Origin of the sequence: Pseudomonas sp. Sample_14 (assembly GCF_004307515.1) — a bacterium.
Classification (GTDB): domain Bacteria; phylum Pseudomonadota; class Gammaproteobacteria; order Pseudomonadales; family Pseudomonadaceae; genus Aquipseudomonas; species Aquipseudomonas atacamensis.
The window spans coordinates 42,174-66,424 of record NZ_RCOC01000096.1 but is presented as its reverse complement, the minus strand read 5'-3'; the positions used below and the strand labels follow the sequence as shown (position 1 = coordinate 66,424).

The following is a 24,251-nucleotide window of genomic DNA, read 5'->3' as shown; positions in this document are numbered from 1 at the left end:
GGTCTACGTGTTACTCGGTGACCACGCTGGGCGAACCCAGATTGGCCAGCCGCACACTGTTCTGCACCTGGGCGATCTCACCCGGCGAGCCGATCGGCCCCAGGCGTACCCGGTGCAGGGTCTGCTGATTGCGCACGATCGAGCTGATGAACACCGGCGCGCTCACCATCCCGCTGAGCTTCGACCTCAGCAGTTCGGCAGCGTCCGGGTTGGCGAACGCGCCCACCTGCAGATACTGGCCAGACGCTGGTGCAGAAGCGTTTTTTTTTGCATCGATCTGCACGGGCACCACGGCCGCGGCGTGTTGCTGCGGCGGCGGTGTCCATTGCTCGACGGTGCCGGCCGAAGCCGTAATCACTGGCGCGCTATTCTGCGCCACTTGCGGCTCGTTGAGCATCAGCGGCGCCGGACGGCCCTTGGCCGCCCACCACTGCTGCGGATCGATGCCTTCGACCTTGACCCGCGCGGTGCCGGTTTCGGCATAGCCGAGCTTCTTCGCCGCTGCGTAGGACAAGTCGATGATGCGATCGGAGTAGAACGGCCCACGGTCGTTGACGCGCAGGATCACGGTCTTGTTGTTGTCCAGGTTGGTCACCCGGACGTAACTTGGCAGCGGCAAGGTCTTGTGCGCGGCACTCATGCCGTACAGGTCATACACTTCGCCGTTGGCGGTGTTCTGGCCATGGAACTTGGTGCCGTACCAGGACGCTGTGCCCGAAGCCACGTAGGTCTTGGATTCCTGCAACGGAAAATAGGTCTTGCCCAGCACGGTGTACGGGTTGGCCTTGTACGGGCCGGTGTGCAGGGTCGGTGTCGCATCCGGGATGCGCGAAACATCGACATCCCACCACGGCGCGCCGTCTTTGTGCGCGCGGTTGATGTCCAGGCCCGGTTGGGCGCGGACAGCGGTGGACGGGGTTTTCTGCGTCGGTGTACGGCTGGTCGTGCAACTGGCGACCAGGACTGCCAACGCAGCGAAAGCCACCAGCTTCAGGGGTTTATTGTTAGGCAATGCCTGCATTACTTGACGCCCCGTGCTTGTACCAGCTGTTCAGACAGTTGATGTACGGCCATGGCGTACATCACGCTGCGGTTATAACGCGTGATCGCGTAGAAATTCTGCAGGCCCATCCAGTATTCAGGGCCGTTGTCGCCTTCGAGGCGAAATGCGGTAACCGGCATATCATCGCGCAGCGCATCATGACTTGACCAGCCCAGCGCCCGCAACTCTGCGACCGTCTTCACCGGTTCGATACCGGTGGTCAGGCCTTCATCGGCCTGCTCGCCGCGCACATCGGCGCGGCTGACCACCGGCTCGCCGGCGACCCAGCCGTGACGCTTGAAGTAGCTGGCGACGCTGCCAATCGCATCGTCCGGGTTGTTCCAGATATTGATGTGGCCATCACCGTCGAAGTCCACCGCGTAGGCGCGAAAGCTGCTCGGCATGAACTGCGGCAGGCCCATGGCCCCGGCGTACGAGCCTTTCAGGGTCAGCGGGTCGACCTGCTCTTCACGGGCCAGCAGGAGGAACTCACGCAGTTCCTTGCGGAAAAATTCGGCACGGGGAGGATAGTCGAAGCCGAGGGTCGACAATGCATCGATCACGCGGAAATTACCGGTATTACGTCCGAAAAAGGTCTCCACGCCGATGATCGACACGATCACTTGTGCCGGCACGCCGTATTCCTGCTCGGCACGGGCCAGGGTCGCCTCGTGCTGACGCCAGAAGTCGACACCCCGGGCGATGCGCGCGTCAGTGATGAACATCGGGCGATATTCATTCCACTGCTTGACCCGTTCGGCGGGTCTGGAGATGGCGTCGAGAATCGACTGCTTGCGTTGCGCCTCGCGGAACACACCCATCAGTTGTTCACCGGCGAAACCGTAGTCGCGGGTCATTTCGCCGACGAATTCGGCCACCTGCGGCGAGCCTTCATAGTCGCCGGCCAGCGCTTCCTGCACGCTACCCAGCAGGCCCACCAGGCCAACCAGCGGCGCGCATCGAGTCGCCCAGCCACGCATTACTTGCATTGCACTCTTCACCTTATTCAAACCTGTGCGATCCACTTGCGATGGGTATGGATCGACATCAAAACCCCAAACGCTGACAGCAGCGTCACCAGCGAAGTTCCTCCGTAGCTAATGAACGGCAACGGCACCCCCACGACCGGCAACAGGCCACTGACCATACCGATGTTGACGAAAACGTAAACAAAAAAAGTCATGGTCAACGCGCCGGCGAGCAATTTGCCGAACAGCGTTTGCGCCTGGGCGGTGATCACCAGCCCGCGACCGATCAACAACAGATAGATCAGCAGCAGCGCGCAAATCCCCACCAGACCGAACTCTTCACCAAGCACAGCAATGATGAAGTCGGTGTGGCTTTCCGGGAGAAAGTCCAGGTGTGACTGGGTGCCGAGCAGCCAGCCTTTGCCGAATACGCCACCGGAACCGATCGCGGCTTTGGACTGAATGATGTTCCAGCCGGTACCGAGCGGATCGCTTTCCGGGTCGAGGAAAGTCAGGACACGCTGCTTCTGATAGTCGTGCATGACGAAAAACCACATCGCCACCGATACCGGCACCGCCGCCGCCAGCACGCTGAGAATCCAGCGCCAGCGCAGGCCGCCCATGAACAGGACGAAGGCGCCACCGGCGAGAATCAGCAGCGAGGTACCGAGATCCGGCTGGCGCACGATCAGAATGAACGGCACGCCAATCAGCATCAGGCTGATGCCGACGTGCTTGAGCTGCGGCGGCAAGGTGCGTTTGGACAGATACCAGGCGATGGTCGCCGGCATCAGGATCTTCATGAATTCCGAGGGCTGGAAGCGGATCACCCCGGGGATGTTGATCCAGCGCGTGGCGCCCATGGCGTTGTGGCCCATGATGTCGACGACAATCAGCAAGACCACGCCGATCACGTAACCGAGCGGCACCCAGCGGGCCATGAAACGCGGTTCGAACTGGGCGATGACGATCATTGCCACCAGACCGATGCCGAAAGATGTGGCCTGCTTGCCGAGCAAATCCCAGCTCTTGCCGCTGGCCGAATACAGCACGAACAGGCTGCCGGCGGCGAGGATCAGCAACAGGATCAACAGCGGGCCATCGATATGCAGTCTTTGCAGCAACGTCGCGCGGCGACGCATCACATCCTCGCTGGAGAGCATGCGATCGAAATTATTCATCACGGGCCGGGGCCTCCGCAGTGATAGGGCTGGCGTACTCGGCTTTCAGGTGGCCGTCCTGGTCGAGCAACCAGGCGTCCATGACCTGGCGCACCACCGGCGCGGCAACGCCGGAACCGGACTCACCGTTCTCGACCATCACCGAGACGACGATTTTCGGATCATCGGCCGGGGCGAATCCGACGAACAGGGCGTGGTCGCGGTGGCGTTCCTGGACCTTGGAGCGGTCGTATTTCTCGCCCTGCTTGATCGCCACCACCTGCGCGGTACCGGACTTGCCGGCGATGCGGTATTGCGCGCCGATCGCCGCTTTGCGCGCGGTACCCCGGGCACCGTGCATCACTTGCTGCATGCCGTGGTTGACCTTGTTCCAGTCGGACGGGTCGCGCAGGACGATGTTCGGCATCGGGTTTTCATCCACTGGTTTGACCCCGTCGAGGGACTTGGCCAGGTGCGGACGATTCCAGATGCCCTTGTTGGCCACCAGCGCCGTGGCCTGGGCCAATTGCAGCGGCGTCGATTGCATGTAGCCCTGGCCGATGCCGAGAATCAGGGTTTCGCCGGGGAACCACGCCTGTTTGCGCGTCGCCCGTTTCCATTCGCGCGACGGCATCAGGCCGGGGGATTCTTCGAACATGTCCAGCGAGACCTTCTGGCCGATGCCGAACTTGTTCATATAGGTCGACAGCCGATCGATGCCGAGCTTGTGCGCCAGGTCATAGAAGTAGGTGTCGTTGGACCGCATGATCGCCGTGTCGAGGTCGACGAAGCCGTCACCGGTACGGTTCCAGTTGCGATACTTGTGGTCGTAGTTGGGCAGCATGTAATAGCCCGGGTCGAACACCCGGCTCGAAGCCGTGACCACGCCGGCGTCGAGACCGGCAATCGCCACCGCCGGTTTGATCGTCGAGCCCGGCGGGTACAGACCACGCAGCACGCGGTTGAACAGCGGCCGGTCGATGGAATCACGCAATTCGGCATAGGCCTTGAAGCTGATCCCGGTAACGAACAGGTTGGGGTCGAAACTCGGCTGACTGACCATCGCCAGCACTTCACCGGTCTTCGGATCGAGCGCCACCACCGCGCCACGTCGCCCGCCCAGCGCGGCCTCGGCGGCTTCCTGCAACTTGATGTCGAGGCTCAGGACGATGTCCTTGCCGGGAATCGGATCGGTGCGCTTGAGCACCCGCAACACGCGGCCACGGGCGTTGGTCTCGACTTCCTCGTAACCGACCTGACCGTGCAATTCCGGCTCGTAGAACCGCTCGATGCCGGTCTTGCCGATGTGGTGGGTGCCGCTGTAGTTGACCGGATCCAGCGACTTCAGCTCTTTCTCGTTGATCCGTCCCATGTAGCCCACCGAGTGCGCAAAATGCGCGCCCTGCGGGTAATGCCGGACCAGTTGCGCGACCACTTCCACGCCGGGCAGGCGGAACTGGTTCACCGCAATGCGGGCGATCTGCTCTTCGGTCAGCTCGAACAGTATTGGCACCGGCTCGAACGGCCGGCGCCCCTGACGCATGCGTTTCTCGAAGATCACCCGGTCCTCGGGCGTCAGCTCCAGGACCTCGACGATGACATCGAGCACCTGCTGCCAGTCGCCGGAGCGCTCGCGGGTCATGCTCAGGCTGAAGCTCGGCCGGTTGTCGGCCACGACTACGCCGTTGCGGTCGAAAATCAGCCCGCGCGTCGGCGGAATCGGCTGCACATGGACGCGGTTGTTTTCCGAGAGGGTCGAGTGGTACTCGTACTGGATCACCTGCAGGTAATACAGACGCGCGATCAACACACAGATCAGCGCCACGATCACGATCGCACCGAACACGACACGGCTGCGCACCAGACGGGCGTCCTTTTCGTGGTCCTTGATGCGGATCGGCTGAGACATGAGGGCAGGCTTACTTGTGGTAAGGGTGGCCGGACAACACGGTCCAGGCACGGTACAACTGTTCGCCGATCAGGATCCGCACCAGCGGGTGCGGCAAGGTCAGCGGCGACAATGACCAGCGCTGGTCAGCGCGGGCACAGACTTCCGGTGCCAGCCCTTCCGGGCCGCCGACCATGAAGTTGACCGTGCGCGAATCCAGGCGCCAGCGATCGAGTTCGACCGCCAGTTGCTCGGTGCTCCACGGCTTGCCGTGAACCTCCAGCGTGACGATCCGCTCGTTGTGCCCGACCTTGGCCAGCATGGCTTCGCCTTCCTGGCGGATGAAACGGGCCACGTCGGCATTCTTGCCACGGGTGTTGAGCGGAATTTCCACCAGTTCCAGCGCCAGCTCGGACGGAAGACGCTTGGCATATTCATGCCAGCCTTCTTCCACCCACTTGGGCATGCGTGAACCGACGGCGATCAGGCGCAGTCGCACAGCGATCCCTTAGAACTGGTCTTTGTTGAGCTTGGTGAAATGCTCGTGGGTGTTTTCCGGGCTGTGGTGCTTGGCATCGGCCGCACGGCTTTGCTCGGCACCGGCCCACAGGCGCTCCAGGTCGTAGAACTGACGCGCCGAGGCAGTCATCATGTGCACGATCACCAGATCGAGGTCGAGCAGAACCCAGTCGCTGTCGCCCTTGCCTTCTTCGCCCAGCGGCTTGGCGCCCTGCTTCTTCACTTCCTCGCGGACCTTGTCCAGCATCGCGTTGATCTGGCGATTGGAGGTACCGGTGGCGATGATCATGTAGTCAGTGATGCTCTGCTTGTCGCGCACATCAATGATCTGGATGTCCTGGGCCTTGACGTCTTCCAGCGCAGCGACGGCAATCTTGACCAGTTCGTCGCCCTTGAGCGGCTCGTTGGTGTTGACGGCTTCCGGCAGTGGTGCGCTCTTGAACGTGCCTTTGCGCTTTACTTTCGGTAGATCTTTATCAGTCATATGTAACTCGTTTTGCTCATGTATTCGGCGGCTTGGGGATACGGTGATTCGTATCAGTGAAGCACGCCTTGTTCAGTTCGACGCACGATACAGACCGTGCGCATCGATGTAGGCCAGGACCGCGTCGGGCACCAGGAAACGTACCGACTTACCGCTGGCCAGCAGTTGACGGATCTGGGTGGCGGAAACCGCGAGCGGTGTCTGCCAGACGAATGCAATCTGTCCGCTCGGCCCTTTCAGGGCCAGCGGGTCGCTCACCGAACGCGCTGCCAGCAGGTTGCGCAAGGCATCCGGCGGTTCGCTGTCGGCGTCCGGGCGCTGTAGCACCAGGATGTGGCAATGCTGGAGCAACTCTTCCCAGCGGTGCCAAGTGGGCAGGCCGCAAAATGCGTCCCAGCCCAAAAGCAGAAAAACCTGGGTCTCGGCGGGCATCTCTGCGCGCAGCGACTCCAGGGTATCGATGGTCCAGGACGGTTTGTCCCGCTGCAATTCGCGGGCGTCCACCACCAGCGGCGGCAATCCGGCCACCGCGCACTCGACCATCGCCAGCCGATCCTGCGCCGACACCTGCGGCGTCCCGCGATGTGGCGGGCGCGCGTTCGGCATCAGGCGCAACTCATCCAGCGCCAGCGCTTCGACAACTTCCAGCGCGCCACGCAAATGGCCGATGTGCACCGGGTCGAACGTACCGCCCAGCACGCCAATGCGTTGCGGGCGCGACTCGCTGCCGGTGTGCGGCGCTGTCAGGTCGAGGTCGGTCAAGTCAGACCGTCGCCTGGCCGCGCAACTGGCCATCACCGACCACGATGTACTTCTCGCAGGTCAGCCCCTCGAGCCCGACCGGGCCGCGGGCGTGCAGCTTATCAGTAGAAATGCCGATCTCGGCACCCAATCCGTATTCAAATCCATCGGCAAAGCAGGTCGGCGTGTTGATCATCACCGAGGCCGAGTCGACTTCCGCCACGAACCGCCGGGTGTCGGCGAGGTTTTCGCTGACGATCGAGTCGGTGTGATGGGAGCCGTAATGGTTGATGTGTTCGATCGCCTGCTCCAGACCGTCGACCACGCGGATCGACAGAATCGGCGCCAGGTACTCGGTGTGCCAGTCGTCTTCGCTGGCCGCGACCGCTTCGATGATCGCCCGGGTGCGCTCGCAACCGCGCAGTTCGACGCCTTTGTCGCGGAACTGCGCAGCCATCGACGGCAGGAAATCCCTGGCAACAGCCTGATCGACCAGCAGGGTTTCCATCGCGCCGCAGATACCATAACGGTAAGTCTTGGCGTTGAAAGCGATGCGCTGGGCTTTGGCCAGATCGGCATGTTCGCTGACGTAAACGTGGCAGATGCCGTCCAGATGCTTGATCACCGGCACGCGGGCATCGCGGCTGATGCGTTCGATCAGGCCACGACCGCCACGGGGCACGATGACGTCGACGTATTCCGGCATGCTGATCAGCGCGCCGACAGCGGCACGGTCAGTGGTTTCGACCACTTGCACCACGGCGGCGGGCAATTCGGCTTCGGCCAGACCGCGCTGAATGCACGCGGCAATCGCGCGATTGGAATGAATCGCCTCGGAGCCGCCGCGCAGGATGGTCGCGTTGCCGGACTTCAGGCACAGGCTGGCGGCATCGATGGTCACGTTCGGACGGGATTCGTAGATGATCCCGATCACGCCCAGCGGCACGCGCATCTTGCCGACCTGAATGCCCGACGGACGGAAGCTCATGTCGCGGATCGCGCCGACCGGATCCGCCAGTGCAGCGACCTGACGCAAGCCGACGATCATGCCGTCGATGCGTGCCGGGGTCAGTTCCAGACGTTCCAGCAGCGCCGGCTCCAGACCGCTGGCGCGACCGGCAGCCAGATCCAGCTCATTGGCTGCGGCCAGCTCGGCGCGTGCAGCATCCAGAGCATTGGCGGCAGCCTGCAAGGCGCGGTTTTTCTGCGCGGTGCTGGCGCGACCGATGACCCGGGAGGCAGCGCGGGCGGCGCGACCCAATCGGGTCATGTAGTCAAGAACGGACTCAGTCATGGTCTGCTGGGGTCTTGGCAAAGAGGAAAGCGGCAGATTATAGCTGTCGCGTCCCGGGACTAACAGCGGTGACGGGCGGATGGTCGAAATGAGCTGCGTTTGCCCGTCGTTCAGACGTAATTAAGCTCAGCGTTGTTATCATCACGACCTCTTGAGCCTGGATAAACCTTGCCCATCATGACCAACGTGCCCCTTTGCCCCGAGTCCGCGCGCCTGCCCGTGGGCCTGCCGGACAGTTTTTTCGACCGCGACGCCCAGGTTCTGGCGCAGGCGCTGCTCGGCAAAGTCATCCGCCATCGCGTCGGTGATCTGTGGCTGAGTGCGCGAATCATCGAGACTGAAGCCTATTACTTCGCGGAAAAAGGCAGTCATGCCTCGCTCGGTTACACAGAAAAGCGTAAGGCTTTGTTTCTGGATGGCGGCCACATCTATATGTACTACGCCCGCGGCGGTGATTCGCTGAACTTCAGTGCGCAAGGTCCGGGCAATGCCGTGCTGATCAAATCCGCCTATCCGTGGGTCGACGAGGTCAGCGGCCCGGCGAGTCTGGCGCAGATGCTGCTGAACAATCCCGATGCCCAGGGGCGACCGCGGCCGACGCAGAAGTTGTGCGCCGGGCAGACGTTGCTGTGCAAGGCATTGGGTTTGAAAGTACCGATGTGGGACGCCAAGCGTTTCGATCATGAGTTGTTGCTGGTCGAGGACGCGGGACCGGCACCCTCGCAGATTATTCAAACCACTCGGCTGGGCATCCCGCTGGGCCGCGATGAACACTTGATGTATCGCTTCGTTGACGCTGCGTATGCGCAATGGTGCACGCGGAACCCGCTGCGACGGGGTCAGGTCGAAGGCCGGGATTATATTTTGCTTCCCGTAACCGACGCCGCATCCGTCAATGAATGATGACCTCCCCTGTGGAAGCGAGCCTGCTCGCGAAGGGGTCGTGCCAGCCAACGCTTCTTTCGTCTGACACAGCGTCATTCGCGAGCAGGCTCGCTCCCACAGGTCAGCAGTCCACCGCGTAACAATTACTTAAAGAATGAATGGAGTTTTTCTGTATGGGCCCATGGCTCGATAGCATCACCGGATGGCTCGGCGCCAATCCGCAGTGGCTGGCCGCAGCGGTGTTCATCGTGGCGTGCGTGGAATGTCTGGCGATCGCCGGGCTGATCGTGCCGGGCACGGTGTTGCTGTTTGCCGTGGCGGTGCTGGCCGGCAGCGGCGCGCTGTCATTGAGCGAAACGCTGCTGCTGGGCTTTCTTGGCGGCATTCTTGGCGACCTGATTTCCTACTTCCTCGGCCGCCATTTCCACCAGAACATCCGCCGCCTCCCCGGGCTACGCCATCATCCGGAATGGATGGCCGGCGCCGAGTCGTACTTCCAGCGCTATGGCATCGCCAGCCTGCTGGTCGGGCGTTTCATCGGCCCGCTGCGGCCGATGCTGCCGATGGTTGCCGGGATGTGCGACATGCCGTTCCCGCGTTTCTTCGCCGTCAGCCTGCTGGCCGCTGCGGGCTGGAGCCTGGCTTATCTGTTGCCGGGCTGGGCCACGGGCGCAGCGTTCCGCCTGCCATTGCCTGAAGGTTTCTGGCTCGAAGCCGGGATTGTCGCGGCCAGCATTGCGGTGATGGTCGGCCTGAGCGTCAACAGCAGCGTGCGCCGCCATCGTCGCGCGACGATCTGGATCGGCGGCATGAGCCTGTTGATCCTGATCGGGCTGTTTATCGGCTATCCATACCTCACCGCGCTCGACAACGGTGTGATGACTCTGGTGCAGGAACATCGCCAGCCAGCGCTGGACGAAATCGCCGTGACGCTGACCCTGATCGGCGAATTCCGCAACATGCTGCTGTTCAGCGCCCTGCTCGTCATATTGCTGTTGCTGTGCAAGCAATGGCGCCAGGCGATGTTCGCGGGCGCCACCATGCTGATCACCGCCATGGCCAACACCGGCACCAAGTATTTTTTCGCCCGGGTACGCCCGGAAGTGCTCAGCGATCCATTGACCACCTACAGCATGCCCAGCGGCCATGCTTCTGGCGCATTCGCCCTGTTCCTGACGCTGGGTGTCCTGGCCGGACGCGGGCAGCCGCCACGCATGCGCCTGACCTGGCTGCTGATTGCCTGCATCCCGGCATTCTCCATTGCTTTGTCGCGGGTCTATCTCGGCGCGCACTGGCCAACCGACATATTGGCCGGTGCAATGCTTGCAAGCTGCGTCTGCGCCGCGATGCTGTGGTCAAACCAGCGGCAGGCGCCGCTCAACGCCATGCCTTTCAAGATCTGGTGGCTGATCCTGCCGTCCATGGTCGCGCTGTTCGGATTCTTCGTTATGCGCCACTTGCCACATACATTGTTGCGTTACGCCTACTAAAACAGGCAATTTACAAGCGACATTTCTTATACGCCGCTCTTTCGGAATATTCCGACAAGAGCGGCGCTTGCAACCTACGCAAACTTCCTCCCTCCCGGTTAACTTTCCTGGTTATAAAACCGACATTTCCGCATTCTTGATCGACGCAAAACTAGCGTTACATATTCAAGTTGAAACATGCCTGCTCAGTGTTTCGCGCTTTTGAAAAACCGTTAGATTGATGGGCCCGACTCGGACATTTGCTGGCTATCCATATTTATTCAAACCACGCATTGAAGTTCTGCCGAGTCATACAACAATCCATTTCTTATCGAGTCTTTCATGAGTCCAAAAATACCCCGCAAGACGTCAGTCACAACCACGCATCAAACTGATGCAAACGTGCCAACGCCACATCGGCCCATGTTTGATGTCAGCAGCATTGAAATATCGCCAAGAGCCGGCATCCCCGATCTTGCGCTGCACAGTACCAACTTCGACAGCGCCCTTGCCGATGCGAATCCGCGGTTGCCAGCGGTTGAAATCTTTCAGTTACCGGCACACAGCGCCTATCGCTCGGAACATTCCACTTCAATAAACGATTACTGGTTATCGGAGACCTTTGTGCGTGGAATGCAGCCTGCCGACAATGATGGATTTCGCTGGATCGTTGGCAGAAAGTTCGCAGACGTCGAATATCAGGGAGCTCTGCAAACCACGCATGTGGGTGAGGATGAAACCGGCGCGTTGCGCAGCAAGTTACTCACCGAGCGCGTTCCCTCCGGACCGCGCCTGTACAAAAACGCAGACAGCCCCACCTGGCGCCTGACCGAACAACCCGCGCCAAAGCGACCGCGCCTCGCCCCCGTGACAATACCCATCAATCAAAGTCGTTACAGCCCATCCTGGCGTTCGCCGGATGCTCAGGGCTATTACGAAATGATTCCGCTATTTGGCTCACGCAAAGACAACATGCTGTTCGCCTTCCGGGATTCATATGGCAATTACATAGCGGTTGATCCTCCAGCGGGTGGATTCGCAGCGTCGCCGCTCCACCTCAAACAGTGGACCGATCATGAGATATGGCAGCTATATGGGCTACAGGGCGAGGACATCGCGCGCTTTCGTGTCCAAGCCCAGGCCACCGGCACGCCGCCACAGTGGGCACACCCCACAACCACGGAAAATCCGCGAACCGATCTGCTGCGCGACTCGTTGCGCTGGCTGCACCCGCAGATGGGCTTTGCCGAGCGCGAAGCCTTTCTGCAATCGTTCAATCTGCTGCCCAGGCAACTGTCGCGTTTGCAGCAGGAAATGGCCAGCCATCTGACGCTTCCGGCGTGGGCATTGGCGCACAAGCGCTTGCTGGAGGACGTCAGCAACCCGCAACGCTTCGACCAGTTTGCCGCCGATGCGCTCGAGCAGCTCAACCTCAAGCGCAATGCCCGCCACGATTGGTACGACGCAGAAAACAGCCTGACCCCCGAGGTGCGCGAAGCGCTGTTGAAACAGCTCGGTTATCTGCGCAACAAGAACAACTGCCTGTACCGCACGGACATTCCGGCGCTGTTTCGCGGTGACGAGCGCACGCCGTTCGAGCTGGCGAACGACCGTACCATGCTGCCGCGCTATCACCACGAACCCGGCGCGACCACACACAAGCCGATCAGCGCGACGTTCAGTCTCCAGGCAGGACAGGGATATGCCCGCGCCCCCGATCCCGAATACCTGCGTTTCAACAGCCAGACCCATAAATACCCGGGACGCGACACGGGCGACAGCGGTTCGGAAAGCGGCGCAAGCGACGCCAGTGATACACCGAGTGACTCCTCGTCAGACTGGTCGGATCCTGACAGCCCTGTGGCATGGGATCACGAACGCGGCTACCGGTCCACGCGCACACGGCAGACGGAAATGTTTCTCTACGCGCTCGACACGCGCGATCTGGAGGTCGTCCCCCACGAAGAAAACATGATGTTCAATTCCGCTGCGCGTGACACCCCGCCGACCTGGTTCCCCTCCGACGATTTCGAAGGGTTGATCTCGGTCACGCGCAGCGGAGTTTCAGCCGAGCGTGTCTGGTTACTGAACACAGACCTGACCAAGGGCGCCAGGGTCGAAGACATCAAAGAGCAGGCTGGGGCAAACGCTGATCGCATCGAAGCGGCCACCCATGCCGGGCACTCCAACCGGTTCGAATACGACCAGTTGATCGACCAGGTGGAAGCGGCGGGCCTGCCGATACTCAGGCTCTCAGGCAACAAGGACGAGTTTGCCCATGACATCGCCTGGCCCGAACTTCAGATGCTCAAGTAAAGCCGCCAGGGAAACCGGCTCCTCATGCACACCATTAAAGGATTAATACGTGTCGAAACTCATCGTTCCCGCGGCTCATGTCGCCCACGTGCGCGCGCTTCAAGTTACCCCCATAGACGCCTCGGCCAATGCCCATACGCCGTCCCCACCCATGCCCGATCGAGCGGACGTGCCAGGCGAGGTGCCTGACAGCCCCCCATCCCTTCGCCAGACTCTGAAGGCAATCGACAAACACCTGGGCCCACTGCGTATCGGCGAGGTCGTGATCAGTCGGGTCGAGTTGCAAGCGCTGGGGGCGACCGTCGACGGTCAACCTGTCAGTCCGGCGAATGCCAACATGAAGCGCGTGGATCAGGCTTTTCTGGACGGACTCCATTTCGAGTCCGCAAAGGTGCAGTCCCGCTTGCAAGCCGTGGACTTTCCCGACAATGACATGGCGGCACTGCTGTTCTATGAGATTGCCTGCAAGCGCTCGGTCGATGCCGGCCCATTGTTCGTCAGTGATATGCCGCTGGTTTCGGGCAGCGCCATGGATCGTCTCAACAAATTGGGCAAGGCTGCGCAAAAGCTGGAAATCCACCGGGCGGACGCGTTTGAACACGCGCCCGGCTGGATCAACAAGACCAAAAGCTATTTGATGAGCGGCGCAGGAGTCGGCATGCAAGCCTTCGGCATCTACAGCGGCTACATGGCCCTGACCGATGCGATCAAAAAAGGCGAGGCGCTGGAAATGCTCTACTACGGCGGATCCATCGCCGCAGAACTCGGCTCGCTGATCATTGAGCGGGGTCTGGCCAGAACAGGCCAGGCGATGCTGACTCAGGGCAGCAATGTAATGAGGGGTTTTGCGCTGACCTCGATCGGCAAATACATGAGCCGTGGCGCGGGAATGTTCGCCAGCGCGATCACCTTGCCGTTCGACATTGTCGACGCGATCAAATCGTTCAACGCCGCCGCCGCGTCATCGGGCAAAGAAGCTCAGGACCATTATTTCAGCGCTGCCCTGAGTGTAGCGGGCGCTGGCATCAGCCTGGTGCTGGGCGTCGCCGCGCTGGCCGGTTTCGGCAGTGTTGCCGGCCCGCTCGGCCTCGCGGCTGCCGCACTGCTCATCTCCGGTTCATTGATCTATCAAGCCGCCAGGGTCGTCGACCAGATCGATGATTACATCGAACTGACAACACTCGAGCGTCTGCGCTCGGGATGGTTCGCTTTTACCGGCAAGGAACTGGACGCCGAAGTGATGGATCGCTTCAAGCTGTCCAGGCTTTCCAGTGACTACGAAAAACAGCTCGAACTGTCGGCCAAAGACATGCTTGCCGGCGCTTACAGCGACTCCATCGCCCAAGTGGTCAATGGCGCGTTTCGCGCCGAATTGCGCCCTGTCGAACTATGGCGTTACCAGTGGGACGAAAGCGTCGGGCAGCTGCCGTTCAGACTCGACAGCCAGGCGGTGATCGTCGGCGGCGACGATATCATCGATGCAAGCCATGGATTACCCGACAACCTCAAGGGCGTTGTCAACGGCAGTGCAGGCGAAGGCAAAGGCGTGTTCTGGCGCCTGGGCGATGGCAATGACCGTGTCGCCGGCGTCAAGGCGCAGCCCAACCTGTTTACCTACCGCCAGGGACACAAGGCGCTCAGCGGTGGCGACAAAAACGATGCGTTCTATCAGCAGGTCGCTGACGAGGAACTGGACCGGCTGACCAAACCGCCGCACATCAATGTGCTGGATGGCGGCGACGGTAGCGATACGTTTGCGTTTGAAGGCCAGCGGCCAGCCACTGATACACGACACATCGGCCATCGGATTGACCTGCCGAGCGGCAAGGTCACGCTGCGTGGTCTGGACCCGGAAGGACCAGGCATTGAAGTCGCGCACCTGACATCGTTCGAGAACGTTTCGACGCTGCGCAAAGGCAGCAGCCACGTCATCGGCAATACCGAGGCCAACCAGATCTCAGCCCATGGCCATGATCGCGTCAGCGCCGGTGCCGGCAACGACACGATTGCCATCTACGGCCTCGAATGTCACGTGGACGGCGGTAGCGGCGTCGATCGCTATTACATCGCTCACACCAACGCACGCACGACAATCACCGAGGACAGCGCGCATTCGAGCGTGATCGAAATGGGCTGGCCGCACGCGGTGATTCAGCGCTGGCAGATCATCGGCACCTCGCTGGTGATCAATTCCTTGCGCGGAAAGGACGGCGACGACCCAGACCACGTGCTGACCCTGGAAAACGTCTATCGAATGGTCGACGGCCAGCGTCGGTTGCATAACGATCGATGGCTGTTCCGCACCCAGGATGGCTACGAACTGCTGGCTCAGCTCCCTCAGGAACCAGGTCCAGCGCTGAGTCAGGACATCGATGTCGCCGTGACCGTCATTGGTCAGCCCGCCCCTGCCCCGGCGATCGTCAATGGCGGTACGGTGACGATCGACAATCAGAGCCTGGGCCGACATTTTGTCACCCGTACTCAGCGCGAGGTCGAGTTCGTCATCGCACGCAGCGCCACCAGGCCGCGCAGCGTTTTTCTGGACTACGGCGACGACGAAATCATCGACGTCGAGCTCAGCTATGCCGTCCAGGTGCGCAAAGGCGTTTCGGGCAATACTCACCTGACCTACAAAGACTTCTGCCTGTCGCTGCGGTTGCCGGCAAAAGTGCTGGCATTCAAGGGCGTGATTCAACCGATCGCTGCTGCCACCGGGTACAGCGGGCGCAACAGCCTCAAAGTGACCACGCCGCAATTGGCGCAAGACATCGTTGTGGTCATGCGGGACGGAGTGTCCTATCGCCTGCAACTGCCGCACCTGGACTACGAAGAGGACGCCAACAACCCCGGCGCACGACAGGTCAGCACTCGAAGCTGGCTGAAACGGCGCAACGGCAACTACCCGTTCACCCGGCCCGCCATCAGTGAGAAGCCGCTGCTGACCGATCGACCCAGCAAAATCGTCATCGAATCCCGGGCGCATACCGGCATTTATCTGCTTGAGGGTCATAGCGCGACGTACGACATCTACCTGGCCAGCAACTGCATCGTGCGCCTGGCCACACCTGGGGCTGCGGCAAAAACGGCCAACGCCTCAAGCTGGAATCTGTACACCAGGACAATGGACGAAACCGTCACTCGCGACGAAATCCAATTGCAGGACAACCGCTTGCGCATCGCCAGCGTGACTGTCCAATTGCCGGATATCGGCGATGACACACCGGTGGAATCGGTCAGCGTGGCGACCACCGCCGGCAATCTCTATCAAGTCTCGCTGCTGTTCGAGATCTTGCAGCTGTACGTCATCAATGCCCAAGGCTACGCCGGCGTCGATGCGCTGTTGGCCGATATCGAGCAACACCGGCAGCGCAACGAGTTGGCAGTGCGGGTCTACGTGACTCACATTGGCTACCAGCCCGACACAGTGGGCACGCTGGTTTACAACTCGGTAAACCGCCACTGGAGCCTGCTGACTGACCGGCAGACACGCGTCAAACGCGAAGACCTGTTCATCCCCGTCAACATCAACTGACCGCGCGCTGCCGGTTTCAACAACGTGCCGGGATGGACCTGAGCTCCAGTCCGGCACTTGATCACCTCGGCCAATGACTGGCCGGGTTCACTACATGGAATGACCTTTATGCGCCAGAAACCCGGGACACTTCGCCCATTACCGACACCGGAAACGCCGGGCACCTCGACCTCCCGCCCGATCAGCCCTGATCGTCCCATCGATCTTGATGCACGCTTGCCTGGCCGCGTCAGGCCGGACGGCTCGTTCACATCGCCGGACATTCTCGCCCGCAGTCCTCACGGCAGTCACGCCAGCCCGGAACCCGTGATAACGGTGAGCCGGATCCTTGATGCGCAGAGGCCTACTCAGCGGTCTGCCATGTCGCCGCTGGAGCCTTACCTGCAAGACATTGACGGGACTTTACGCCCCGATGCAGACGGTCTGAAAGAATACAAGGGGCGCAAGTTCGCAGACATCGCCAACGACGACGGATCGGCCGCAGGGCAGACGGTGATGGTGGCGTACCACGATCTGATCAAAGCCTGGCGCGCCAGATTGCCCAGTGAACGGACGCCATCGGGACCGCCTCTTTATCGAGTCGCGGACACTGTTTTGTGGAGTTTGAACAAGCCCATCGAAGAGTACCCGCCCGACCGCTACACCCTGTATGAGTTGGCCAAGCCGCGTTACGCGCCGGTGCCGAACGAACAAGGCTATTACGCGGTACACGAATGGGAAAAAAATCCCCATAAAGAGGAAGTAAATACACGACTGAATGTCGGCTTCGCCTTCAAGGGCAAATACGGCCGCCTGATCAAGGCAGACCCGAACGAAGCACGCGCGGATGCCGCCTTGCCGTTGAAGCTGGCGAACTGGACCGATGGCGAACTATGGGATGTGTACAGCCTGCGCGGCGCGGAAATTCTTGCCTTTCGTACCGAGGCCGAGGCCAACGGGGCCCCGCCGGGCTGGGCAAGACGCAGAGATATCAAAAGTCACTACAAATTCCTTCTGGACTCCATGAAATGGTCCCACCCGCAAAAGACTCGCAGTGAATGCGCCGAGCTTTTACGCACCTACAATCTCAGCACCGCGCAACAAAAACGCTTGCGCCCGGACATGGAAAACGGCTTTCCCGCATGGGCCGAACAGCACAAAAGCCTGACCCGAAATGTGCAGGATGCCAAACGCTTCGAACAGATTGCCCAAGAGCTTGGACCCTTCAGTCTGAGACTGCGGCAAGAAGGTGAAAGCATCGAGGGTGACTTGCCGCCTGTCCAACAGCGTTACGAAGCAGACTTTTTGCAAAGCTATCTGGAACATGCCGGATACATGCGCAACAAGCATGATTATCTTTACCGTACGGATATTCCGGCAATGTTCCGCGCCGATTTGCGCACCCCCTTCGAACTGGCGCGTGACGGGCGGCTGGTGAAGTTGCGGGGCAACCCTTCCGACTCGACAACACGGCGAGCCTTCAGCACGACGCTCTCATTGGGCAACGGCATTCAATACCTGGGTTTTGATTACTACTCCAACCCTCGGCACTACAACAGCCAGGCCAATCGCTATCCGGGGCATTTTTCCGACAGTGACTCATCCAGCGGAAATCGACACAGTTCGGGTGAAGAGTCAGACACCTCATTTGAAATGGATAATTCGCGCGATTATCCGTTGCTGCGACGCAAACAGACACATGGTTTCCTGTATGTCATCGACACCCGCGGCATCGAAGTGGTCCCACGGGTGGAAAACCTTTACCTGAACAACAGGGATTTTGATGGCGACAGCCACGAAGGACGTATTTCCATGCCCACGCGAGGCATCAGTGCCGAGCGGATATGGCTGGTGCGCTCGGACCTGAGTCGGGCGGCAAGAGTCGAGGATATTTTCCGGAAGGCCGGAGGCGATGCCGCGGATATCGAGGAGGACACTTGGGCTGGGGGCGATCATAGCAATTCATACGATCAGTTGATCGATCGCGTAGCTGCCTCCAAGGGCCCCATAGTGAGGTTGCCCAAGGGCAGGAAAACATGTTCCAACGATATAGTCTGGCCCGTTGCTGAACATTATCGGCCGTGAAATCCAGACGCCATTCGATAACGAATGGCGTCTGTCCTTCAATTGCGGCGTTGCGCTATTTGAGCACGCTGATCACAAACCTTGCGGGTTTTGGATTGAAGGCGTTATGCCCTGTCCCGTTGGGGTTCGCGTCGAGGAATTTGCTCATGCCATCGCTTACCTGACGATACAGCGGCTTATCTTTCGGCTCGCTGTTCAATTCGATATAAGCCGGGCCGGATGCGATATTGCTCAAAGAAGCCTTGGCCACGCCGTAGGTACTGATTGAATAGAGTTGTGCCGGAGCGCTGGTGCTGACCAGCAAATTATGTGTCTTGTCTTCGATGAATAATCGCGCACCGTCAAACACGCCCGGATGTATCACTTGAATTGCGTAACAGTTACCTTCAGGAACAAACCTCAACAGCAACGGAGCATCGTCCTCATTGTCAGCCAGGGTGATAAGGGCGGATGTCCGCGAGTCGGCCAACCCCACTTCAGCATCGAGTTTTTCGCCTTGAGTTATGCGCTTGTGGCGCAGGGTCTGTTGCAGGCGTTGCTGATTAAGAACTACCGGAAGACCGTCCAGATAAAGATTGGCGCTGAAGCTTTCATTGTTTACTTTTGCCAAAGACATAGAACTACCCATTGGTAAACACTCTGCTGCCATGTTCAAGACAGCGACAGAAAAGTTGAAAAAGGAAAAGGATCAGATAGCGACTGTGGCTGTTGCCGACATTCGCAGAACATCGCCATCCGGAATGTTTTCGGTTTTTCGTTTCCGCCGGGCCATTACCATGCGATCCGCATAAATCGCTGCCGCCTCAATGACGTGGCCAGCGTTATGATCAGTACCGGCATGCTTCAAGATATACTTGCCAGCAATATCGTCCCAGAATGCCCGTTCATCTTCATATAAAGTCATGATTTATCCTTGTTATTTTCAAGTTGCTCGCATCCTGCGAGCAACTTGAAATTAAGACAAAGACAAAAGCGAAACAATACTGGCAGGCAGCGCGAGTTGATTCAAAGTGAAACTAGGCGAACAGTTCGCCCTGCAGTTCGTCGAGTAATGCCTGGATCGCATCCAGCCGTTGCTGTGGGTCGTCGAGTTGCAGCAGATCGATCTTGTCCTCTTCGGCAAAAGGCAACAGATAGGCAAGCTGATTGGCCAACGACTGTTGCCCGGCGGCTTCGGTGCCCATGTTCAACGCCTCGACCATCGGGTGTTCGGCCAGCGCCTTGAGCAGCGCGACCAGGTCGGCGTCCTCGTCCTGCAACGGTTGCTCGGGCTCATCGTCCAGCCATTCGACGTCAGCGACAATCAACTGATCGCGCTGCACTTCGGTGCGCAACACCGTGAAGCGCCGTCCGCCTTGCACGCGAATGCCGAGCAAGCCGTTGTCCTGTTGCTCGAAATCGGTGATCCGCGCCTCGCAACCGACCATTGCGAAACCTTCTGGTGCCACACCGACTTCGCTGCCCTCAAGGATGCACACCACACCGAAACCGACGCCCTGCTTCATGCAGCGGCCGATCATGTCGAGGTAGCGCGCCTCGAAGATCTGCAGATCGAGGTTGCAGCCGGGGAACAGCACCGTGTTCAGCGGGAAAAGCGGCAGACTCATAGACATATCCTTACACCACCATCGACACCGCCAACGGCAGGAACACCGCCGTGGCCACGCCCATCAGACTCATTGCCAGCGCGGCGAACGCGCCGCACTCGTCGTTTTCCTGCATCGCCACCGCCGTGCCGACCGCATGCGCGGTCATGCCCAGCGCCATGCCGCGCGCTTCGGGGCTGTGCACGCCGAGGCGGGTCAGCAGCGCCGGGCCGAAGATCGCGCCAATCACCCCGGTGATCAGCACGAACACCGCGGCCAGCGCCGCCACGCCGCCGATCTGCTCGGCGACCAGCATGGCGATCGGCGAGGTCACCGATTTCGGCGCCATGGTCATCAGGATCATGTGATCGGCACCGAACCACCAGCCCAGCGCCACACCCATGCCCGTTGCGACCACCCCGCCTATCACCAGCGTAGTAAAAATCGGCCAGAACAATTGGCGGATGCGCCGCAGATTCAAATACAGCGGCACCGCCAGCGCCACCGTGGCCGGCCCGAGCAGAATGCTGAGGATCTCGGTGCTCTTGCGGTACTCCGCGTAAGTCAGGCCGCAGCCGACCAGCACACCGATCACCAACAACATGGAGACCAGCACCGGTTGCAGAAAGATCCAGCGGGTTTTCTCGAACGCCGCCAGCACCAGTTGATAGGCGCCGAGGGTGATGCCGATGCCGAACAGCGGATGATGAATCACCGACGCCCACGCGCCTTGCCAGTCAAACAGCATCAGGACTCCTCCGCCGGCGGCGCGTGACGTTTGACCAGCCGCTGCATGAGCACGCCGGCAAAGGCCATCGACAGGATCAGCGAGATCACCAGCGCGCCGACAATCGCCCAGAAATCCGCAGCAATCGCCGTGGCATACACCATCACGCCCACCGCCGGCGGCACCAGCAGCAACGGCAGATAACGCAGCAGACTGCCCGCTGCCTGATTCAACGGCTCGCCGACTTCACCGCGAATGATCAGGAACACCAGCAACAGCAGCAGCCCGATGATCGGCCCCGGCAATATTGGCAACAGCAAATGATTGAGCGCCGTGCCGAGCAGTTGGAACAGCACCAGCAGGGTCAGGCCACGTAACAACATCTGACATCTCCGTCTTACATTTTCAGCCAGCAGGGGCTCGGCATTATAAGCATGCCGGCGCTATGGACCGGCATTCGCCAAAAGCATGGTCGGTTGACCTGAGCAAATCGCCATGATGATCTACAGTGGTTCGCAGGCCGGTCAAATCCGCCCCCTGAAAAACTATAAAACCGATGAACCCAAGGAGAGTCTCAATGCCCTATGTTCCCGTTGCAGAGCTCAAAGATTATGTCGGCAAGGAACTTGGACGTTCCGAATGGCTCACCATCGATCAGGAGCGCATCAACCTGTTCGCCGAAGCCACCGGTGATTTTCAGTTCATTCACGTCGATCCGGTCAAGGCTGCGCAAACGCCGTTTGGCAGCACGATTGCCCATGGTTTCCTGTCGCTGTCGCTGATGCCAAAACTGATGGAAGACATCCTCGTGCTGCCCGAAGGCGTGAAGATGGTCGTCAACTATGGCCTGGACAGCGTGCGTTTCATCCAGCCGGTCAAGGTCAACTCGAAAGTCCGACTGAAGGTCGACATGGTCGAAGTCACCGAGAAAAAACCCGGCCAGTGGTTGCTCAAGGCTACCGCGACACTGGAGATAGAAGGCTCGGACAAACCGGCCTACATCGCCGAGCCGCTGTCACTCTGCTTCGTCTGATCATCCCGGATGCGAAGCAGCGCACGCTGTTTCGCGTCACGTCTGTATATATGCGACGCATAGCTGCGGCATACTCGGTCGCCTAATTGCCCGGATCCCGCTATGCGCTCAATCGCTCGACTTGCACCCCTTGCCCTGACCCTGATGCTCACCGCTTGCGGCGACGGCGAATCGCTGTTGCCGCCGGATGCGCGCCTGCCCGATGGCGGTCGCTATCGCGGTGAACTGGTCGACGGCTTGCTGCAAGGTCAGGGCCGCGTCGACTACCCCAACGGCAGCTGGTACGCCGGGGAGTTCGACAAGGGTCAGTGGCACGGGCAGGGCGAATGGCATGGCAGCAACGGCGAGGTCTATCGCGGCCAGTTCCAGCAAGGGCTGTTCGATGGTCAGGGCAGCCTGAGCACCAATGCCAGCAGTTATACCGGTGGTTTCAAGCAGGGCCGGCGCGATGGCGAAGGCACGCTGAAAGAAAACGGCATGACCTATCGCGGCGAGTTCAAGGCTGACCAGTATTCCGGCCCCGGCCGTCTGGAAATGGACGACGGCAGCTCCTATCAAGGCCAGTTCGCCCACGGCAAACCCAACGGCGAAGGCCAGCGCGGCGATGCCAGCGGCAATTCGTTCAGCGGGCATTTCGTCAACGGCCAACTGGAAGGCAACGGCACCTACAACAGCGCCGACGGCGATATCTACGTCGGCGGTTTCAAGAACAATCAACTGCACGGCAAGGGCCGCTACGAGAACGCCGACGGCGACGTCTGGCTCGGCCAGTTCAAGGAAGGCGCGCTGACCGGCAAGGGCGAATTGATCGGCGCGGATGGCAGCCATTACATCGGTGTGTTCAATGACTGGCGTTTTACCGGCCAGGGCCGTTTGAACCTGGCCGATGGCAGCTTCTACATCGGCGGCTTCGACAACGACAGCTATTCAGGACGCGGCACGCTGGTGCTGACCGATGGCAGCGTGCTCAGCGGCACCTGGATCAACGGCCAACGCGTGCGCGATGCCGACGGCAAATTGCTCCCCGACACCCTCGAACTCGGTTTGCTCGCCCAGGGTCGGTTGCTGGACGACGCACTGGCGGCGATTCCCGCTTCGACTCCGGCAGTCGAGTTGTACACCCTGACCCTTGGCGGCGACGGCAAGCAAAGCGTGTTCCTGCGTGAATCCGACTACGTCGCCAACATGCTCAATACGCGCTTCGGCGCCTTCGGCCAGATCCGTCTGGTCAATCATCGCGATCATCTCGGCGACCGGCCGATGGCCACCCGGGAAAACCTGCGCCGCGCCGCGCAAGCCCTTGCCGAACGCAGCGGGCCGGAAGATCTGCTGTTCATTTATCTGACCAGCCACGGCACCGCCGAACATGAACTGGTGCTCGATCAGCCGCGCATGGAACTGGCCGACCTGCCCGCAGATGAACTCGCCGCCGTGCTCGCGCCGCTGAAGCATCGCGACAAGATCATCGTGATTTCTTCGTGCTATTCCGGCGGATTCATCCCGGCGCTGAAAGACGAACGCACGCTGATCATGACCGCCTCGCGCGCCGATCGGGTGTCGTTCGGTTGCTCGGAAGAAGCCAACTTCACCTATTTCGGCGACGCGCTGTTCGCCCAGGCGCTGAACCAGACTGATGATCTGGAACAGGCATTCAAACTGGCCAAGGCCACTGTTGCCGAACGCGAACTGGCCGACGGCTTCGAAGCCTCGGAGCCGCAGATCTGGGCGCCGAAAACCGTGCTGTCGCACTGGCAGCTGCTGCGTAAACAGCAAGCGCGCAAAGCTTTGCACAGCAGCGCATTGAACGACGCGGCGAAAAAAGGCAACTAAGCTGAACAGTATCAAGGGAGAGACACTATGTACTTGACGCCTCAGCACGTATTGCTTGCCGGAGCCACCGGACTGACCGGTGAACATCTGCTCGACCGTTTGCTCAACGAGCCAACCATTACCCGTGTCCTCGCCCCTTCACGCCGGCCGCTGGCCGAGCATCCGCACCTGGAAAATCCGGTCGGCGACCCGCAGGCGTTTCTGCCGCAGCTCAGTGGCCGGGTCGATATCGCCTACTGCTGCCTCGGCACCACGATCAAACAGGCCGGCTCCGAAGAAGCCTTTCGCGCAGTGGATCTGGACATGGTTGTGGCGTTCGCCAAGCGCGCGCGGGAGATGGGCGCGCGGCACCTGATCGTGATCAGCGCAATCGGCGCCGATCCGAACTCCTCGGTGTTCTACAACCGGGTCAAGGGTGAAATGGAACAGGCCCTGCGCGCGCAGAACTGGCCGCAGCTGACCATTTGCCGACCTTCGCTGTTACTCGGCGAACGCACCGAACCGCGTCTGGTCGAGCAACTCGCCGGGCCGTTGTCAAAGCTGATTCCGGGCAAATACCACGGCATCGAAGCGTGCCAGTTGGCCCGAGCGATGTGGCGCCTGGCGCTGGAAGAACAGGATGGGGTGCGGGTGATCGAGTCGGATGAACTGAGGAAGTTAGGCAAATAACTCCGGGACTTTGTGGTGAGGGGATTTATCCCCGTTCGGCTGCG

At 60.4% G+C, this 24,251-nt stretch carries 21 protein-coding genes; 8 read left to right on the top strand and 13 right to left on the bottom strand.

Translation table 11 applies throughout. From position 1 onward, the window contains the following. Window positions 1-10 precede the first annotated feature (10 nt). The 8 genes from D8U61_RS24670 to D8U61_RS24635 form a co-directional block, all read right to left on the bottom strand. The gene (locus D8U61_RS24670) at window positions 11-1,021 is read right to left on the bottom strand and encodes a septal ring lytic transglycosylase RlpA family protein (RefSeq protein WP_016773027.1); all 1,011 of its coding nucleotides are present in this window, start codon (window positions 1,019-1,021) and stop codon (window positions 11-13) included. Beyond that, a complete protein-coding gene (gene mltB / locus D8U61_RS24665; protein WP_130927836.1) occupies window positions 1,021-2,031 on the bottom strand; it encodes a lytic murein transglycosylase B in 1,011 nt (336 codons plus the stop codon). The genes D8U61_RS24670 and mltB overlap by 1 nt, the downstream gene beginning before the upstream one ends. A gap of 17 nt (window positions 2,032-2,048) precedes the next feature. Beyond that, window positions 2,049-3,152: a rod shape-determining protein RodA gene (rodA, locus tag D8U61_RS24660; protein ID WP_051600793.1), complete on the bottom strand. Its 1,104-nt coding sequence runs from the start codon at window positions 3,150-3,152 to the stop codon at window positions 2,049-2,051. Window positions 3,153-3,183: 31 nt separating this feature from the next. Next, window positions 3,184-5,079 carry a penicillin-binding protein 2 gene (mrdA, locus tag D8U61_RS24655; RefSeq protein WP_071173699.1) on the bottom strand — a complete coding sequence of 632 codons (1,896 nt, stop codon included), beginning with the start codon at window positions 5,077-5,079 and terminating at the stop codon, window positions 3,184-3,186. A gap of 10 nt (window positions 5,080-5,089) precedes the next feature. Further along, window positions 5,090-5,557: a 23S rRNA (pseudouridine(1915)-N(3))-methyltransferase RlmH gene (gene rlmH / locus D8U61_RS24650; protein WP_011063671.1), complete on the bottom strand. Its 468-nt coding sequence runs from the start codon at window positions 5,555-5,557 to the stop codon at window positions 5,090-5,092. A gap of 9 nt (window positions 5,558-5,566) precedes the next feature. Then, entirely contained in the window at window positions 5,567-6,061 is a 495-nt protein-coding gene (gene rsfS / locus D8U61_RS24645) for a ribosome silencing factor (RefSeq protein ID WP_016773024.1), read from the bottom strand. Between the two features lie 72 nt (window positions 6,062-6,133). Then, on the bottom strand, window positions 6,134-6,823 hold the full coding sequence (gene nadD, locus D8U61_RS24640; RefSeq protein WP_016773023.1) for a nicotinate-nucleotide adenylyltransferase: 690 nt from the start codon (window positions 6,821-6,823) through the stop codon (window positions 6,134-6,136). Window position 6,824: 1 nt separating this feature from the next. Beyond that, entirely contained in the window at window positions 6,825-8,096 is a 1,272-nt protein-coding gene (locus tag D8U61_RS24635) for a glutamate-5-semialdehyde dehydrogenase (RefSeq protein ID WP_125925937.1), read from the bottom strand. A gap of 177 nt (window positions 8,097-8,273) precedes the next feature. Here D8U61_RS24635 and D8U61_RS24630 point away from each other — a divergent pair, with 177 nt between their 5' ends. The 5 genes from D8U61_RS24630 to D8U61_RS24610 all read left to right on the top strand — a co-directional run bounded on the left by D8U61_RS24630 (window position 8,274) and on the right by D8U61_RS24610 (window position 18,362). Further along, window positions 8,274-8,999, top strand: coding sequence for a DNA-3-methyladenine glycosylase (locus D8U61_RS24630; RefSeq protein ID WP_130888570.1), 726 nt, complete (start codon window positions 8,274-8,276; stop codon window positions 8,997-8,999). Between the two features lie 155 nt (window positions 9,000-9,154). Then, the gene (locus tag D8U61_RS24625) at window positions 9,155-10,471 is read left to right on the top strand and encodes a bifunctional DedA family/phosphatase PAP2 family protein (protein ID WP_130927835.1); all 1,317 of its coding nucleotides are present in this window, start codon (window positions 9,155-9,157) and stop codon (window positions 10,469-10,471) included. A 321-nt stretch (window positions 10,472-10,792) separates the two neighbouring features. Beyond that, on the top strand, window positions 10,793-12,766 hold the full coding sequence (locus D8U61_RS24620) for a hypothetical protein (RefSeq protein WP_130927834.1): 1,974 nt from the start codon (window positions 10,793-10,795) through the stop codon (window positions 12,764-12,766). Between the two features lie 181 nt (window positions 12,767-12,947). Continuing rightward, on the top strand, window positions 12,948-16,298 hold the full coding sequence (locus D8U61_RS24615) for a calcium-binding protein (RefSeq protein ID WP_241663654.1): 3,351 nt from the start codon (window positions 12,948-12,950) through the stop codon (window positions 16,296-16,298). Window positions 16,299-16,406: 108 nt separating this feature from the next. Further along, a complete protein-coding gene (locus tag D8U61_RS24610) occupies window positions 16,407-18,362 on the top strand; it encodes a hypothetical protein (RefSeq protein ID WP_130927832.1) in 1,956 nt (651 codons plus the stop codon). Between the two features lie 55 nt (window positions 18,363-18,417). Here the strand turns inward: D8U61_RS24610 and D8U61_RS24605 are convergent, their stop codons facing one another. The 5 genes from D8U61_RS24605 to D8U61_RS24585 all read right to left on the bottom strand — a co-directional run bounded on the left by D8U61_RS24605 (window position 18,418) and on the right by D8U61_RS24585 (window position 21,058). Continuing rightward, window positions 18,418-18,978, bottom strand: coding sequence for a hypothetical protein (locus tag D8U61_RS24605; protein WP_125925932.1), 561 nt, complete (start codon window positions 18,976-18,978; stop codon window positions 18,418-18,420). Window positions 18,979-19,050: 72 nt separating this feature from the next. Further along, a complete protein-coding gene (locus D8U61_RS24600; protein ID WP_024014458.1) occupies window positions 19,051-19,266 on the bottom strand; it encodes a hypothetical protein in 216 nt (71 codons plus the stop codon). Between the two features lie 112 nt (window positions 19,267-19,378). Then, window positions 19,379-19,969 carry an LON peptidase substrate-binding domain-containing protein gene (locus tag D8U61_RS24595; RefSeq protein WP_125925931.1) on the bottom strand — a complete coding sequence of 197 codons (591 nt, stop codon included), beginning with the start codon at window positions 19,967-19,969 and terminating at the stop codon, window positions 19,379-19,381. A 10-nt stretch (window positions 19,970-19,979) separates the two neighbouring features. After that, the gene (locus D8U61_RS24590; protein WP_016773013.1) at window positions 19,980-20,696 is read right to left on the bottom strand and encodes an LrgB family protein; all 717 of its coding nucleotides are present in this window, start codon (window positions 20,694-20,696) and stop codon (window positions 19,980-19,982) included. Further along, window positions 20,696-21,058 (bottom strand): CidA/LrgA family protein, encoded by a 363-nt coding sequence (locus D8U61_RS24585; RefSeq protein ID WP_130888561.1) that lies wholly within the window; start codon window positions 21,056-21,058, stop codon window positions 20,696-20,698. The genes D8U61_RS24590 and D8U61_RS24585 overlap by 1 nt, the downstream gene beginning before the upstream one ends. A gap of 194 nt (window positions 21,059-21,252) precedes the next feature. On the opposite strand from D8U61_RS24585, the gene D8U61_RS24580 reads away from it, so the two are divergent. The 3 genes from D8U61_RS24580 to D8U61_RS24570 all read left to right on the top strand — a co-directional run bounded on the left by D8U61_RS24580 (window position 21,253) and on the right by D8U61_RS24570 (window position 24,207). Further along, a complete protein-coding gene (locus D8U61_RS24580) occupies window positions 21,253-21,708 on the top strand; it encodes a MaoC family dehydratase (protein ID WP_016773011.1) in 456 nt (151 codons plus the stop codon). Window positions 21,709-21,810: 102 nt separating this feature from the next. Continuing rightward, window positions 21,811-23,538: a C13 family peptidase gene (locus tag D8U61_RS24575; protein ID WP_130927831.1), complete on the top strand. Its 1,728-nt coding sequence runs from the start codon at window positions 21,811-21,813 to the stop codon at window positions 23,536-23,538. A gap of 27 nt (window positions 23,539-23,565) precedes the next feature. Next, window positions 23,566-24,207 carry an oxidoreductase gene (locus D8U61_RS24570; RefSeq protein WP_016773010.1) on the top strand — a complete coding sequence of 214 codons (642 nt, stop codon included), beginning with the start codon at window positions 23,566-23,568 and terminating at the stop codon, window positions 24,205-24,207. The last annotated feature ends 44 nt before the right edge of the window (window positions 24,208-24,251 follow it).